General features: G+C 69.2%; 12 protein-coding genes and 2 pseudogenes. 1 reads left to right on the forward strand and 13 read right to left on the reverse strand.

What is annotated here, in order from left to right; genetic code table 11:
- Positions 1-31: 31 nt before the first annotated feature.
- From ACFYXF_RS00945 to kdpF, 6 genes are all read right to left on the reverse strand, one after another.
- Positions 32-679 carry a dihydrofolate reductase family protein gene (locus ACFYXF_RS00945; RefSeq protein ID WP_389346694.1) on the reverse strand — a complete coding sequence of 216 codons (648 nt, stop codon included), beginning with the start codon at positions 677-679 and terminating at the stop codon, positions 32-34.
- Between the two features lie 111 nt (positions 680-790).
- Positions 791-1,474: a response regulator gene (locus ACFYXF_RS00950; protein WP_389346696.1), complete on the reverse strand. Its 684-nt coding sequence runs from the start codon at positions 1,472-1,474 to the stop codon at positions 791-793.
- A gap of 124 nt (positions 1,475-1,598) precedes the next feature.
- Positions 1,599-2,231: a potassium-transporting ATPase subunit C gene (locus ACFYXF_RS00955; RefSeq protein WP_389346699.1), complete on the reverse strand. Its 633-nt coding sequence runs from the start codon at positions 2,229-2,231 to the stop codon at positions 1,599-1,601.
- Positions 2,232-2,237: 6 nt separating this feature from the next.
- Positions 2,238-4,370 carry a potassium-transporting ATPase subunit KdpB gene (gene kdpB / locus ACFYXF_RS00960; protein WP_389346701.1) on the reverse strand — a complete coding sequence of 711 codons (2,133 nt, stop codon included), beginning with the start codon at positions 4,368-4,370 and terminating at the stop codon, positions 2,238-2,240.
- Positions 4,367-6,031 (reverse strand): potassium-transporting ATPase subunit KdpA, encoded by a 1,665-nt coding sequence (kdpA, locus tag ACFYXF_RS00965; protein ID WP_389346704.1) that lies wholly within the window; start codon positions 6,029-6,031, stop codon positions 4,367-4,369. Before kdpA ends, kdpB begins: the two co-directional genes overlap by 4 nt.
- A 7-nt stretch (positions 6,032-6,038) precedes the next feature.
- Positions 6,039-6,128, reverse strand: a complete 90-nt coding sequence (gene kdpF, locus ACFYXF_RS00970; RefSeq protein WP_016434100.1) for a K(+)-transporting ATPase subunit F — start codon at positions 6,126-6,128, stop codon at positions 6,039-6,041.
- Positions 6,129-6,443: 315 nt separating this feature from the next.
- On the opposite strand from kdpF, the pseudogene ACFYXF_RS00975 reads away from it, so the two are divergent.
- A pseudogene (locus tag ACFYXF_RS00975) lies at positions 6,444-6,630 on the forward strand (protein phosphatase); the annotation flags it as partial.
- 12 nt (positions 6,631-6,642) lie between these two features.
- Here the strand turns inward: ACFYXF_RS00975 and ACFYXF_RS00980 are convergent.
- The 7 genes and pseudogenes from ACFYXF_RS00980 to ACFYXF_RS01010 all read right to left on the reverse strand — a co-directional run.
- Positions 6,643-6,933: pseudogene (locus ACFYXF_RS00980) on the reverse strand (sigma factor); the annotation flags it as partial.
- Positions 6,930-8,522: an ATP-binding cassette domain-containing protein gene (locus tag ACFYXF_RS00985; protein ID WP_389346706.1), complete on the reverse strand. Its 1,593-nt coding sequence runs from the start codon at positions 8,520-8,522 to the stop codon at positions 6,930-6,932. The pseudogene ACFYXF_RS00980 and the gene ACFYXF_RS00985, both read right to left, overlap by 4 nt.
- On the reverse strand, positions 8,519-10,252 hold the full coding sequence (locus tag ACFYXF_RS00990; RefSeq protein ID WP_389346708.1) for an ABC transporter ATP-binding protein/permease: 1,734 nt from the start codon (positions 10,250-10,252) through the stop codon (positions 8,519-8,521). Before ACFYXF_RS00990 ends, ACFYXF_RS00985 begins: the two co-directional genes overlap by 4 nt.
- Positions 10,239-10,469, reverse strand: a complete 231-nt coding sequence (locus ACFYXF_RS00995) for a hypothetical protein (protein WP_389346710.1) — start codon at positions 10,467-10,469, stop codon at positions 10,239-10,241. Before ACFYXF_RS00995 ends, ACFYXF_RS00990 begins: the two co-directional genes overlap by 14 nt.
- On the reverse strand, positions 10,466-11,467 hold the full coding sequence (locus ACFYXF_RS01000; protein WP_389346712.1) for a cytochrome d ubiquinol oxidase subunit II: 1,002 nt from the start codon (positions 11,465-11,467) through the stop codon (positions 10,466-10,468). Before ACFYXF_RS01000 ends, ACFYXF_RS00995 begins: the two co-directional genes overlap by 4 nt.
- On the reverse strand, positions 11,464-12,861 hold the full coding sequence (locus tag ACFYXF_RS01005; RefSeq protein ID WP_389346714.1) for a cytochrome ubiquinol oxidase subunit I: 1,398 nt from the start codon (positions 12,859-12,861) through the stop codon (positions 11,464-11,466). Before ACFYXF_RS01005 ends, ACFYXF_RS01000 begins: the two co-directional genes overlap by 4 nt.
- 36 nt (positions 12,862-12,897) lie before the next feature.
- Complete coding sequence (locus tag ACFYXF_RS01010; protein ID WP_389346716.1) at positions 12,898-14,379, reverse strand: MFS transporter; 1,482 nt, start codon at positions 14,377-14,379, stop codon at positions 12,898-12,900.
- Between the last annotated feature and the right edge of the window lie 13 nt (positions 14,380-14,392).

The following is a 14,392-nucleotide window of genomic DNA, read 5'->3' on the forward strand; positions in this document are numbered from 1 at the left end:
CCAGCAGTTCTGCCGCACGTTGTCTCTCTCGTCATTTGCGCCAGAAGAGGTGGTGCGTCACGCCGCTCGGGCTGGGCACGACCTCCATGTGGAACCGGTCCATCAGCTGTTCGGGCGAGTCCCAGAGGCGCAGCCCGGAGCCGAGCTTCACCGGTGAGACGGCCACATGCATGGTGTCGACGAGGTCGGCGTCGAGGAACTCCCGGATGGTGGTCACGCCGCCGCCGAGCCGGACGTCCTTGCCCTGCGCGGCCTCCCGTGCCTGCGCGAGGACGGTGGCGGGGTCGCCGTCCACGAAATGGAACGTGGTGTCGGAGAGCGTGAACGATGGACGCTTGTGGTGGGTCAGGACGAACACCGGCGTGTGGAAGGGCGGCTCGTCACCCCACCAGCCGCGCCACTCGTGGTCGTGCCACGGGCCGCGCTGGGGTCCGAACTTGTTGCGGCCCATGATCTCGGCGCCGATGTTGTGGCTGAAGTCCCGGGTGAAGTAGTCGTCGAGGCCCCGGCTTCCCCCAGGCTCGGTGCGGTTGGGCCAGCTCGCCGTGGCGCCGGCCCAGGCGAAGAGCCTTCCCGGATCGATGTCGTGGCCGAATGGCCGCTCCAGGCTCTGGCCCTCGCCGGCGGCGACGCCGTCCGTCGAGATACAGAAGTTCTGCACGCGCAGCAGCTGATCCATGTGTTCCCTCATCAGGTCCTGTCGCCTCCTGGCGAGGCGTCCTACATCAGGATGTCGAACGGGACGTTGCTGGATCGACAGCGGCGCCCAAGGTTCTTCCGGAGCGTGGCCTCAGCTCTCGAAGCGGTAGCCCATGCCCGGCTCGGTGATGAGGTAGCGGGGGTGCGCGGGGTCCGTTTCGAGTTTGCGGCGGAGTTGGGCCATGTAGACGCGCAGGTAGTTGGTCTTGTTGCTCTGCGAGTCTCCCCAGACCTCCTGGAGCAGGTGCTTCTGGCTGACCAGCCGCCCCGGGTTGGTGACCAGGATTTCGAGCAGGTGCCATTCGGTCGGGGTGAGCCGGATGTCGTGGCCGTCGCGGCTGGCCTTCTTGGCGCGCAGGTCGATGGTGAAGTCGCCGGTCTCGACGAGTGTCGTCTCGGGGGCGAGCGGTACGTCCTCGGTGCGGCGGACGGCGGCCCGGAGCCGGGCGAGGAGTTCGTCCATGCTGAACGGTTTGGTGATGTAGTCGTCGGCACCCGCGTCCAGGGCGGCCACCTTCTCCTCGGATGCCCATCGGGCGGACAGCACCAGGATCGGTACCCGGGTCCAGCCGCGCAGCGCCCTGATGACATCCACCCCCTCCATGTCCGGCAGCCCGAGGTCGAGCAGGACCACGTCGGGCTGCCGGGCGGCGGCCAGTCGGAGCGCGGTGGTGCCGTCGGGCGCCGGGTCCACCCCGTACCGGCGCGCCCGCAGGTTGATCACGAGGGCCCGGACGAGCTGAGGGTCGTCCTCCACCACCAGTACCCGGGTCATCGGGGTACGCCTTTCCTGCGTGTCCGAAGGGCCGGGTCATACGGAACCGGCCCTGTGGCAGCGGGAGTCGGCGTACCGGATTGGCTCCCGGTCCGCCGACTCCCGCTCGGTGCGCGTAAGACCATCAGCCCTTCGCCACAAGTCCCTTGAGCGCGATGTTGAGTTCGAGGACATTGACCCGCGGTTCGCCGATGAAGCCGAGGGTGCGGCCGTCGGTGTGGTCGTCGACCAGCTTCCGCACCTGGGCGACGGTCAGGCCGTTCCGCTCGGCGATCCGGTGGACCTGGATGTCGGCGTACTGCGGGGAGATGTCCGGGTCCAGGCCCGAGCCGGAGGACGTGACCGCGTCGGCGGGTACGTCGGAGGGCTTGACCGTGTAGCCGGGGACGGAGTTGTCCTTGATGACCTTCGCCTTCGCCTCCTTCACCCACTTGATGAGGTCGGCGTTGTCACCGGAGCGATTGGTGGCACCGGAGAGGATCAGCTTGTACTGGGTGTTGACCGAGTTCACACCCAGACCGTTGGCGGGGCGCGGCTGGAAGTAGTCCAGGCTGTAGCCCTGTTGACCGATCAGCGAGGATCCGACGACCTTGCCGTCCGCCTTGATCTCGGATCCGTTCGCCTTGTCGTTGAAAAGTGCTTGGGCAACACCTGTGACGGCCAGCGGGTAGATCACACCTGTGAGCACGGTCAACACGAGCAGGGCTCGCAGGCCCGCCCACAGCAACCGGCCGGTGTTCGATACCGAGTTGTTCATAGCCGATCAGCCAATTCCAGGTATGAGGGAGATGAGCAGGTCGATGATCTTGATGCCGATGAACGGGGCGATGAGCCCGCCGAGGCCATAGATCCCGAGGTTGCGCCGCAGCATCCTGTCCGCGCTCACCGGCCGGTACTGCACGCCCTTCAAGGACAGCGGCACGAGCGCGATGATGATCAGCGCGTTGAAGATGACGGCCGACAGGATCGCGGAGTCGGGCGAGGACAGGGCCATGACGTTGAGCTTGTCCAGGCCCGGGTAGACGGCCGCGAACAGCGCCGGGATGATCGCGAAGTACTTCGCGACGTCGTTGGCGATGGAGAACGTCGTCAACGCGCCCCGGGTGATGAGCAGTTGCTTCCCGATCTCGACGATCTCGATCAGCTTGGTGGGGTTGGAGTCCAGATCCACCATGTTCCCGGCCTCCTTGGCGGCCGAGGTACCGGTGTTCATGGCCACGCCCACGTCGGCCTGCGCCAGCGCCGGAGCGTCGTTCGTGCCGTCGCCGGTCATCGCGACGAGCTTGCCGCCCGCCTGCTCCCGCTTGATGAGCGCCATCTTGTCCTCGGGAGTCGCCTCCGCGAGGAAGTCGTCGACGCCCGCTTCTTCGGCGATCGCCTTGGCGGTCAACGGGTTGTCCCCCGTGATCATGACGGTCTTGATGCCCATCCTGCGCAGCTCGTCGAACCGCTCCCGCATGCCCTCCTTGACGACGTCCTTGAGGTGGATCACGCCCAACACCCGTGCCCCGTCGGTGTCTTCGACGGCCACGAGCAGCGGGGTGCCGCCCGCCTCGGAGATCCGGTCGGTGAGCGCGCCGGCGTCCTCGGACACCGCGCCGCCCTGCTCCCGTACCCAGGCGACGACCGAACCGGCCGCACCCTTGCGGATCTTGCGGCCATCGACGTCCACGCCCGACATACGGGTCTGGGCGGTGAAGGCGATCCACTCGGCGCCGGACAGCTCGCCCCGCTGGCGTTCGCGCAGCCCGTACTTCTCCTTCGCCAGGACGACGATGGACCGCCCCTCGGGCGTCTCGTCGGCCAGCGACGACAGCTGGGCCGCGTCGGCCACCTCGGCCTCGGTGGTGCCACTGACCGGCACGAACTCCGACGCCTGGCGGTTGCCGAGGGTGATGGTGCCGGTCTTGTCGAGCAGCAGCGTGGAGACGTCACCGGCGGCCTCGACCGCGCGCCCGGACATGGCGAGGACGTTCCGCTGCACCAGCCGGTCCATGCCCGCGATACCGATGGCGGAGAGCAGCGCGCCGATCGTCGTCGGGATCAGACAGACCAGCAGCGCCACCAGCACGACCATCGAGAGATGCGAGCCCGCGTAGTCCGCGAACGGCGGCAGAGTCGCCACCGCGAGCAGGAAGACGATCGTCAGCGAGGCCAGCAGGATGTTCAGCGCGATCTCGTTCGGCGTCTTCTGCCGGGCCGCACCCTCGACCAGGGCGATCATGCGGTCGATGAAGGTCTCACCGGGCTTCGTCGTGATCTTGACGACGATCCGGTCGGACAGCACCTTCGTACCGCCGGTGACGGCGCTCCGGTCGCCGCCCGACTCTCGGATGACGGGCGCCGACTCGCCGGTGATGGCCGACTCGTCGACGGACGCCACGCCCTCGACGACGTCACCGTCGCCGGGAATGATGTCGCCGGCCTCGCAGACGACCAGGTCGCCGATCCGCAGGTCGGTGCCGGGCACCTGCTCCTCGCGGTCGTCCACGAGCCGTCGGGCCACGGTGTCGGTCTTGGCCTTGCGCAAGGTGTCGGCCTGCGCCTTGCCCCGGCCCTCGGCGACCGCCTCCGCCAGGTTGGCGAAGATCACGGTCAGCCAGAGCCAGGCGCTGATCGCCCAGCCGAACCAGTCCCCCGGGTCCTTGAACGAGAACACCGTGGTCAGCAGCGAACCGATCCACACGACGAACATCACGGGCGACTTGACCATCACCCGCGGGTCGAGCTTGCGGCAGGCGTCCGGCAGCGACTTGAGCAGTTGCTTGGGATCGAACAGGCCTGCGCCGACACGTCCTTCGGCGGGCTTGTGCCCGGTCGGCACATCACTGTGAGGTGCCCGGGTCGGGGTGACAGTGGACATCGAGTCCTCTTGCTTCTCTGTACGGGTGGTCATGACGCCAGCCCCTCGGCCAGCGGTCCCAGGGCGAGCGCCGGGAAGTAGGTCAGACCGGTGATGATCAGAATCGCGCCCACCAGAAGCCCCGTGAACAGCGGCTTCTCGGTACGCAGGGTGCCCGCGGTCTCCGGGACCGGCTTCTGCTCGGCGAGCGAACCGGCGAGGGCCAGCACGAACACCATGGGCAGGAAGCGGCCGAGCAGCATGGCGATGCCCAGGGTGGTGTTGAACCACTGGGTGTCGGCGTTCAGCCCGGCGAAGGCCGAGCCGTTGTTGTTCGACGCGGACGTGTAGGCGTACAGGATCTCGGAGAAGCCGTGCGCCCCGCTGTTGGTCATCGAGTTGCCCGGGGTCGGCAGGGCCATCGCCGCGGCGGTGAAGACCAGCACCAGCGCCGGGGTGATGAGGATGTAGCAGGCCGCGAACTTGATCTCGCGCGTGCCGATCTTCTTGCCGAGGTACTCGGGCGTACGGCCGACCATGAGCCCCGCGATGAACACCGCAATGATCGCCATGATCAGCATGCCGTAGAGGCCGGAGCCGGTACCGCCGGGCGCGATCTCGCCGAGCTGCATGCCCAGGATCGTGATGCCGCCGCCGAGCCCGGTGAACGAGGAGTGGAAGGAGTCCACCGCACCCGTCGAGGTCAGCGTGGTCGACACCGCGAAGATCGACGAGGCGCCCACGCCGAAGCGCTGCTCCTTGCCCTCCAGGGCACCGCCCGCGATCTGGAACGCCGGGCCGTGGTGGGCGAACTCGGTCCACATCATCAGGGCGATGAAACCGACCCAGATGGTCGCCATGGTGGCGAGAATCGCGTACCCCTGCTTGAGACTGCCGACCATGCGGCCGAAGGTGCGGGTCAGCGCGAACGGGATGACCAGCAGCAGGAAGATCTCGAAGAGGTTGGTGAAGGGCGTCGGGTTCTCGAACGGGTGGGCGGAGTTGGCGTTGAAGTACCCGCCGCCGTTGGTGCCGATCTCCTTGATGGCCTCCTGCGAGGCGACCGCACCCCCGTTCCACTGCTGCGACCCACCCATGAACTGCCCGACCTCATGAATCCCGGCGAAGTTCTGGATCGCGCCGCACGCCACCAGCACGATCGCCGCGACGACGGACATCGGCAGCAGGATGCGTACGACACCGCGCACCATGTCGGCCCAGAAGTTGCCGAGTTCACCGGTGCGCGAGCGTGCGAACCCGCGTACGAGGGCCACGGCGACGGCGATACCCACGGCGGCCGAGACGAAGTTCTGCACGGCGAGGCCGCCGGTCTGTACGACGTGGCCCATGGCCTGCTCGCCGTAGTACGACTGCCAGTTGGTGTTCGAGACGAACGACGCGGCGGTGTTGAACGCCTGGTCCGGGTCGATGGAGCTGAAGCCGAGCGAGCCGGGCAGCACGCCCTGGAGCCGCTGCAGCAGGTACAGGAACAGCACACCGACCGCGGAGAAGGCGAGGACGCCGCGCAGGTACGCGGACCAGCGCATCTCCGTGTTCGGGTTGGCGCCGATGCCCTTGTAGATCCACTTCTCCACACGCCAGTGCTTGTCGGAGGAGTAGACCTTGGCCATGTAGTCGCCGAGCGGGACGTAGGCGAGCCCCAGCGCCACGATCAGAGCGAGCAGCTGGAGGACGCCGGCAGGTACGGGACCCATCTGTGTCTCAGAACCTCTCCGGGAAGATCAGGGCGAGGACGAGATAGCCCAGCAGGGCGACGGCCACGACGAGGCCGACGATGTTCTCGGCGGTCACAGCTTCGTCACCCCCTTGGCGGCGAGAGCCACCAGCGCGAACACCGCGATCGTGGTGACGACGAAGGCCAGGTCGGCCATCGCGAACTCCTAGGGAGAGAAGAGAGACGGGGTGTGTGGTTCGGTTCGGACAGTTGGAGCAAAGCGCCTCCGTGGCCGGATTCGGCCGCCGTTGACGCCCCTCATACGGCCGCTCACCTGCTCTTGACGGAACCCATACGCAGGCGCAGCCGGCAGATGTCCGCGTCGGTGTCCCGGCGCACGGCGTGCGCGACGACCGCGCCCCGCTGGTTCTGCAGCAGCCGCTGCCACAGCCGCTCCGGCCTGCACCTGTGTGAGCGTCATCGCCTCCGGGAAGGTCCTCACCGTCGGCTGGATCGGCGACAGCCGCGCGTACTGGATCCCGGACGACCGCGCCGCCCCCCGCCGCCTGCCTCAGCGAGGACGACTCATGGGCCACCCTCATGGTCTCGGCGGGCCTGATGTCCGAGGAGGCGGCGTACCGTGTCGCCGTACTGCGGTCGACGCCGTTGGCTGCGGCGGGAGTTGAGGAAGGTGGTCGTGAGGATGCGGTACAGCCATGCCTTGGGATTCGTGCCCTCGCGGAACTGGTGGAACGAGGTGTAGGCCTTGGCGTACGTCTCCTGGACGAGGTCCTCGGCGTCGGCCGGATGGCCGGTCATGCGCAGGGCGGCCGAGTAGAGCCCGTCGAGGAAGGCGAGGGCCGGTTCGAAGCGGGCGTGGAACTCCGCCCTGGCCTGCGTCGCGTCCTGAGCGGCTCCGGAGAGGGATCGTGTGGTGGTCATGACGCATCCTGCGAGGTGTGGTCGAGCGGCAGCCTGGTCATGTGTCCGGCCGATTCGAGGCAGGCCGGTAGGTCGTGCAGGGCGAGGACGACGGTGGTGTCGGGCAGGTTCGTGAGGATGCCGAGTACATGGCGGGCGGTCCGGTCGTCCAGGCCCGTGGTGGGTTCGTCGACGATCAGTACGTGCGGGTGGCGGGCCAGGGCCCGGCCCAGGCAGACCCGGCGCAGCTCCCCGCCCGAGAGCTGTCTCCCACCAGGTCCGACGGGGGTGGTGGCGGTCAGTCCGCTGTCGTTCAGGCGCAGTTGGGCGAGGTGTTCGTCGATCTCGTCGTCGGTCGGGGCGGCGTCGGCGAGGCGCCAGTTGGATCCGAGGGTGCCGGTGAAGAGGTGGTCGTCGGCGGAGACGGCCACGACGGCGGGCCTGCCGTCGCGGGCGTCGGTCGACTGCCGCAGCGACGAGGCGAGGGCGCGGAGCAGAGTGCTCTTGCCGCTGCCGGAGCGGCCGGTGACGACGAGCGTCGCGCCTCGGGCGACGCTCGCACCGAGGACACTCCCGGGCCGGAGGGCCATCGGCGGAAGGGGGTAGTCGGCGAAGCCGATCCCGTGCTCGGTGGACCATGACCGTATCTCCGGAACAGCGGTGTCGCTCGCGGTGTGCGGCGCGCTTGCCGTGAGCCTGTGGTGTGCGGCCTTCGCGGTGGCTCGGGCTTCGGCGGCGGGCGCCAGTTGCTCGGCCTGGGCCAGCACACCGAGAGCCAGCAGGGCGACGAACACGAACGTGGGGGCGTCCGGTGCGCTGCCGGCGGCGGCCGTGGCGGTCAGCGTGGCCGTGCCGATCAGGCCGGTGGCGAGCGTGGTCCGGTGTCTGCGCCGGGCGGAGGCTTCCCTCTCGATGTCGAGTCGGGTGAACCTCGCCGTCGTACGGGCCGCCAACTGCTCGGCGGCGCCGAGCGATGCCAGCTCTGTCCAGGCGTCGACTGCGGTGACGAACTCGGCGCGCAGCGCCTTGCGGGTGTGCTGCTCGGCTTCGCGGGCGGTGCCGGGCGTACGGTGGGCGATCACCGCCATGACGACGACACCGGCCGCGAGTACGGCGGCCGGTACGAGGGACGTGGACACCGCTACGGCGAGAACGGCACCGGTGGTCAGCGCGGCGGTGACGGCGACGTGGGTCGTGGACTCGATCAGTGCCATCCCGGCGCTGTCGGCGTCGGCCATGCTGCGGTCGAGAAGTTCTCCCGACCACAGGCCGTCCGTCTCCGCCCGGTCGGCGCCTGCGGCACGGTCGAAGAGGTCGGCCCGAGCTGCGGCGATCCGGCGCAGAGCGGCGGAGTGCAGGACCAGACGCTTGCTGTAGTTGCCGGCGACCCGGGCCAGGGCGAAGGCACGCACTCCACCGCTGGGGGCGATGTAGGAGAAGGAGCTGACGGTGGCCGCCCCGGCGACGGCGCAGGCGCTGATGAACCAGCCCGACAGCCCGAGCAGTCCTACGGAGGACAGTTCGGCGACGACCGCGAGCGCCAGCCCTCCCGCAGCAAGGGATCGCGCCCGCCGATCACGGCCGTTCGGGCTACGGCTGCCGCTGCTCATCGCGCGTTCACCGGCCTCGCGTCGTGCAGGAGGCCGTCGTCGATCGCGAGCACGGTGTCGGCCGCCGCGGCCAGCGGGAAGGAGTGGGTGGCGATGACGACGGTGCAGCCGTCGGTGGCCCGTCGCAGAGCCTCGACGACCTCGCGTTCGCTGTCCGCGTCGAGGTGGGCGGTCGGTTCGTCGAGCAGCCAGAGCCGCGCTCCGCGCAGAAAGGCGCGGGCGATGGCGATCCGGCGGGCCTCACCGGTCGACACGCCCCAACCACCCTCACCGAGACGGGTGTTGAGTCCCTCGGGGAGGCCCTCGATCACGGCGGTCAGCCCGGCGGCGTCGACAGCCCGGCGGAGATGCTGTTCGGTGGCTTCCGGGCAGCCGAGGCGGATGTTGTCGCGGACGGTCGCGTCGAGCAGCACGGTCTTCTGTCCGACCCAGGCGCATCCTCCGAGCGCCGGCGCCTGCCGTACGGACGGGGTCTGCCACCGGACCGAGCCGGCGGACGGCCGGCGCAGGCCGGCCATCAAGGACAGCAGTGTGCTCTTTCCGGAGCCGGAGGCACCGGTGATCGCGGTCCAGGTGCCCGGTGCGAACTCGGCGTCGGCAATGACAGTGTCGTGGTCGGCGCCGCCGTAGCGGAACCGGACGTCTGTCAGCGACACGCCGACCGGCTCGGTCAGTGGCGGACGGACCGCCGGGATCACCTCGGCGGGGGTGTCCTCGACAATCCCGCGAATGGCGCCGGCCGCGACCGTCGCGCGTTCCCTCTGGTGGAAGGTGGAGGCCCTGGCGCGCATCGGGGCGAAGTACATCGGACACACCAGCAGCACCAGCAGACCGGTGAACAGGTCGAGACGTGGTGCGTGCGGCACCCGCACATAGCCGAGCAGCGACAGGCCGATGTAGGTGGCGTTCACCGCGATGGAGAACGTGATGACGATGTCCATGATCATCCCGGACAGGAAGGCGCGGCGCAGCACGCTCATCGTCGCCTTGTTCAGCTGCTCGGCGGCCGTGTTCAGAGTTCGGCCGCGTCGGCCGACCGCGCCCAGCTCGCGCAGGGTCCGCATGCCGCGGAAGCTGTCGAGGACGACGGCGTTCAGGTGCCGGGCCGCGGCCGCCTGCCGGCCGGCACCGTGCTGCGCGAACAGGCCCGCCAGGCGCATGTTGAGGGGCAGCAGCGCTGTGGTCAGGACGAGCACGATCGCTGCCGGCCAGTGCACCGCGGCCGTGACCACCAGTACGGCGAGCATCGACAGGGGTGCCGACCGGCGCAGGGGTGCGGCCCCCGCGTGGAAGTCGGCGACGTCGTCGGCGAGATCGACCATCGCCCACACGGCCTCGGCCGGGCCGGTTTCGCTGATCCGCCCGGCGGTCGGCAGCAGAGCGCCCGTCAACTGCCGCCGCAGACCGGCCGCGACAGCACGTGCGCCCCGCTCGGCGAGCGTGCCGGCCGTCCAGCCCGCGGCCACCGCCAGCACGCTCGTGACGGCGAAGGCAACGAGGCCCCACGTCTCGTGCGCCGCGGCCCGGTCCATCACCGCCTGGGCCGTCCATGCCAGGGCGCCCCAGCGGGCGACGGTGAACAACGTCTCCAGCGTCCGGAGGGTGCCCGACAGACGGAACCATTGCCGTCCCGGCGCGGCGCATGCGGTGAGCCACGCGTCGTCCTGCGGCTTTCCGGCGGCACCCGGCTCACTCGGCCCGGTCATCTCGTACATCTCATGCGTCGTCATGAGGGCGCCGCTCGTCGACGATCCACGCGATGCCACCGGTAAGAGCGATGGCGATCATGCCCAGGGTGGTCAGCAGCTGCGAGTGGACCTGCGCGTAGCCACCGAACATCCCCTGGCAGACGAAGTAGGCGAACAGACCCAGTACCGTCCATACGACCGCGGCGAGCAGACGCAGCACGACACGGACCGGCATGGGAAGCGAGCTTCGGGTGGTCATGAGTGCGCTCCTGCGGTGTCGAGCTTTCCTGCGAAGGCCCGATGGGCGAACACGTTGTAGGCCAGCACCAGCGGCATGTTCAGGCCGATGCCCACGAGGACGAAGACCATCGTGGAGTGCGGGCCGGCCGCGCTGTCGACAGTGAGGCCCGGCGGCAGGAGCACCGGGTAGCGCGCCACGCCCAGGGCGAGGAACACGGACACCGTCGCGATCACGAGCCCACCGAACGGCAGGGTGTCCGCCGCCCCGGACTGCCGCTTCCACGGGAACGCGACGAGTGAGGCGGCCGCTCCCCCGGCGGCGAACAACAACAGGACGGCGAACGCGAAGGCGCGCCCCGGACTGTCGAGGTTCAGCGGTGCCGCGGTGGTGTCGACAGTGAAGAGGACGAGAACCAGCAGCACTCCCCCGGCCACCGTGGCGACCGCACCCCGTCGTCCCGCCGACTCCCGCAGCGCCCCGGACGACTTGTGCTTGGTGTAGGCGTAGCCGAGAGCGGTGTACGCGGCCGTGACCGCGAGCCCCGACAGCACGCAGAACCAGCTGAAGGCCCCGAAGGCCGACCCGGTGTACACGTCTCCCCGCAGATGTACCGCCGAGGTCAGCGTTCCCAGGGCGAAGCCCTGTGCGAACGAGGCCAGCAGCGACGCCACACCGAAGGCGGTGGTCCAGCGGGGAGCGGGCGGCGCCTGGGACGCCATCTCGACACTCACGCCGCGCACGATCAGGGAGAACAGCACGACCGTCATCGGCAGGTAGGCGTGCGGCAGGATCGTGCCGAAGGCCGGGGGGAAGCCCGCCCAGAGCGCGACGCCGAGCAGGATGAGCCAGGTCTCGTTGCCGTCCCAGCCCAGCGCGACGGACTCCAGCATGTGCCGCCGGTGCGCGGGGTCGCGTTCGAAGAGGGTGGCGACGCCGACTCCGAGGTCGTAGCCGTCCAGCACGACGTACATCAGGAGACAGACGAGTACGGTCGCCGACCAGAGGGTGGTGGTCATCGTGCCGCCACCTCCCTCGGGGCGAGCGATGCGGACAGCCCCGCCAGTGGAATGGGACCGGCCTGTGGTGGAGGTTCCCGCCCGGGGTCGTCGCGTTCCGGGCCCATGCGCATGGTGCGGACGATGTAGACGACGTAGGCCACCAGCATGATCAGGTAGAGCACGGAGAAGCCGATCACCGAGAACAGGACTTCGCCGGGCGCCAATCGGGACACCGCGGCCGAGGTGCGCAGCTGCCCGAACACGATCCACGGCTGCCGTCCCGCTTCGGCGGTGACCCAGCCGCCGAGGATGGCGAGGATCCCCACCGGAGTCGTCCAGAGGACGAACCGGTGGAAGCGACGTGCGGTCCACAGGCGGTCGCGCATACGCAGGACCGTGGCTGCGAACGCCGTGCCGAACATCAGCACGGCCGCCAGGAACATGACGCGGAAGCCCCAGAAGGTCGCGGCCATGTCGGGGCGGTCGACGGCCGGGGTGAGCTTCAGGCCGGGCATGGCCGTCTTGCAGCTGAGATCCTTGGCGATGTAGCTGCCGAGGCAGGGTATGTCGAGCTCGGCGATGTTCCGCGCGGCCTGCTGGTCCGGGACGGAGAACAGGACGAAGCCGGTGTTCCCATTGTCCCAGTTGCCCTCGATCGCCTCCAACTTCGAAAGTTGATACGGCAGTTCGTGCCCGGCCACATTGTCACCGAGGTAGAGCTGTACGGGCATCAGCAGCGCGGCGATCCCGAGCGCGATCGACATCGAGCGGCGGGCGAAGCCCTTCGCGCGCCCCTTGACCAGGTACCAGGCCGAGATCCCGGCGACGAAGAAACTCGCCGAGATCAGCACGGCGGCCAGCATGTGCGGCCAGCGCCAGATGAACGACGGATTGAAGATGACGCGCATCCAGTCCGTGGGCTCGAACCGGCCGTGGACGACCTTGAATCCGGCGGGTGTCTGCATCCACGAGTTCGCCGCGATGATCCACGTGGACGACAGGACGGTGCCGACCGACACCATCACGGTGGACAGGAACATCGTGCCCTTGCGGACGCGGCCGTCGCCGTAGAGCAGGACGCCGATGAAGCCGGCCTCGACGAAGAAGGCCGTCACGACCTCCATGCCGATGATCGGCCCGATGATCGGGCCCGTCTTCGCGCCGTACACACCCCAGTTGAGACCCATCTGGAAGGTGATGACGGCGCCGGCGACCACACCGATCGCGAAGCCCACGGCGAAGATGCGCCGCCAGAACCGGAACATCTGCAGGTAGACCGCCCTGCCGGTACGCCAGTACAGGCCGTAGACGACTGCCAGGAAGATCGAGAGTCCGACGGTGATCGCCGGGAAGGTCATGTGGAACATGACGGTGATGGCGAACTGCCATCGCGACAAGTCGAGAAGACTCATCACTGCTCCCTTACGAGAGATTCGAGAGGGGCGGGTTCAGGCGTCGACGACGGGAGTGGCGGCCGACGTGGACTTGTTGAAACGCGGCAGGGCGGCGGCGCCGACCGCGAGGAGGGCGACGATGCCCATCTGCACGTACTCGACTCCGGCGAAGGCATGGGCGACGTTGTGCGGGGCCAGGACCAGATAGAGGGTGCCGAGGGTGGCCACGCCGAGGGCGAGTCCGCTCTGCTGCAGGGTGATGAGCACGCCGCTGCCGATGCCGGCCAGGTGGGTGGGGACGTCGGCGAGGACGCTGCGGAAGAGGCCTGCGAACAGCATCGACTGGCCGGCACCGACCAGAGCGAGCGGTACGGCCGTGGACCACAGGCTGACGTGCGGCCAGTTCTCCAGCAGGATCGTCACCAGGGAGACCAGTCCGGCGAGTTGTACGACGGCGCCGACGGACAGTGCCGCCCGGCCGAAGCGTGTGATCAGGCGGGGTGCGACCAGTGAACCGGCGAAGAAGAGCAGGGCCATCGGCAGGATCGCCAGCCCGCTGTGCAGGGCGTCGGCGTGCAGGCCGTTCTGGACGGTGAGGGCGAAGACGAACATGAAGGCGCCGAAGCCGATGCTGAAGGCGAACACCATGGTCAGTCCGCGGGACATCGAAGGCAGGCGCAGCAGGGACGGCGGCAGCAGCGGGACCTCGCCTCGCCGCTCGGTGCGCTTCTCCACGACGTAGGTGGCGGCGCCCAGGACGACCGCGGCGGCGAGCATCACCCAGGTCCACCACGGCCAGCCCAGGGAGTGCCCTTCGGTCAACGGCACCAGCAGGGCGGTCAGGGTGGCGGCGAAGAGAACGGTGCCGGGCAGGTCGATGCCGACCGGGTGGTGCGAGCGGGTGTCGGGCACGATCCGGGCCGCCACGAACAGCACGACCACGCCGATGGGCACGTTGACCAGGAAGATCGGCCGCCAGGAGGCACCGGCGATGTCGGCACTGACCAGCAGGCCGCCGACCAGCTGTCCGACCACGGCGGCGATCCCGGAGGTGGCCCCGTACAGGGCCACGGCTCGGGACTTGCGCTCTCCTTCGAGGACATGGTGGAAGGTCGCCAGCACCTGCGGGATGAGCAGGGCGGCGGTGGCGCCCTGGACGATGCGGGCCGCGATCAGCGCCCCCACGCTCGGGGCGACGCCGCAGGCCAGCGAGGCCAGTACGAAGCCCACGAGCGCCCCGAGGAAGATACGGCGGCGGCCGTAGCGGTCGCCGAGGCGCCCCCCGAGGACCAGCAGGGTCGCGTACGCGACGCCGTACCCGGCGATCACCAGCTCCAGCGAGGACGCGGAGGCACGCAGTGAGGCATCGATGCTGGGCAGGGCCACGTTGGTGATGAAGAAGTCCATGATCGGGAGGAACGCGCCGGCCAGCAGGATGAACACCCCGACCGGGTGCAGGCCGCCGGCGCGGGCCGTGGCATGGGGCGAGAGTGTCGCTGCTCCGCCATGCCGGGAGGAGGAAGTGGTTGTCGTCATGACAGCCCCCAGG

It is taken from the genome of Streptomyces sp. NPDC002680, from assembly GCF_042889145.1.
Taxonomy (GTDB): domain Bacteria; phylum Actinomycetota; class Actinomycetes; order Streptomycetales; family Streptomycetaceae; genus Streptomyces; species Streptomyces adonidis.

Excerpts from the sequence above, each read along its gene's own strand:
- ACFYXF_RS00945 (WP_389346694.1), bottom strand. The coding sequence starts at position 679 with ATGGATCAGCTGCTGCGCGTGCAGAACTTCTGTATCTCGACGGACGGC.
- ACFYXF_RS00950 (WP_389346696.1), bottom strand. The coding sequence starts at position 1,474 with ATGACCCGGGTACTGGTGGTGGAGGACGACCCTCAGCTCGTCCGGGCC.
- ACFYXF_RS00955 (WP_389346699.1), bottom strand. The coding sequence starts at position 2,231 with ATGAACAACTCGGTATCGAACACCGGCCGGTTGCTGTGGGCGGGCCTG.
- kdpB (WP_389346701.1), bottom strand. The coding sequence starts at position 4,370 with ATGACCACCCGTACAGAGAAGCAAGAGGACTCGATGTCCACTGTCACC.
- kdpA (WP_389346704.1), bottom strand. The coding sequence starts at position 6,031 with ATGGGTCCCGTACCTGCCGGCGTCCTCCAGCTGCTCGCTCTGATCGTG.
- ACFYXF_RS00985 (WP_389346706.1), bottom strand. The coding sequence starts at position 8,522 with ATGAGCAGCGGCAGCCGTAGCCCGAACGGCCGTGATCGGCGGGCGCGA.
- ACFYXF_RS00990 (WP_389346708.1), bottom strand. The coding sequence starts at position 10,252 with ATGACGACGCATGAGATGTACGAGATGACCGGGCCGAGTGAGCCGGGT.
- ACFYXF_RS00995 (WP_389346710.1), bottom strand. The coding sequence starts at position 10,469 with ATGACCACCCGAAGCTCGCTTCCCATGCCGGTCCGTGTCGTGCTGCGT.
- ACFYXF_RS01000 (WP_389346712.1), bottom strand. The coding sequence starts at position 11,467 with ATGACCACCACCCTCTGGTCGGCGACCGTACTCGTCTGTCTCCTGATG.
- ACFYXF_RS01005 (WP_389346714.1), bottom strand. The coding sequence starts at position 12,861 with ATGAGTCTTCTCGACTTGTCGCGATGGCAGTTCGCCATCACCGTCATG.
- ACFYXF_RS01010 (WP_389346716.1), bottom strand. The coding sequence starts at position 14,379 with ATGACGACAACCACTTCCTCCTCCCGGCATGGCGGAGCAGCGACACTC.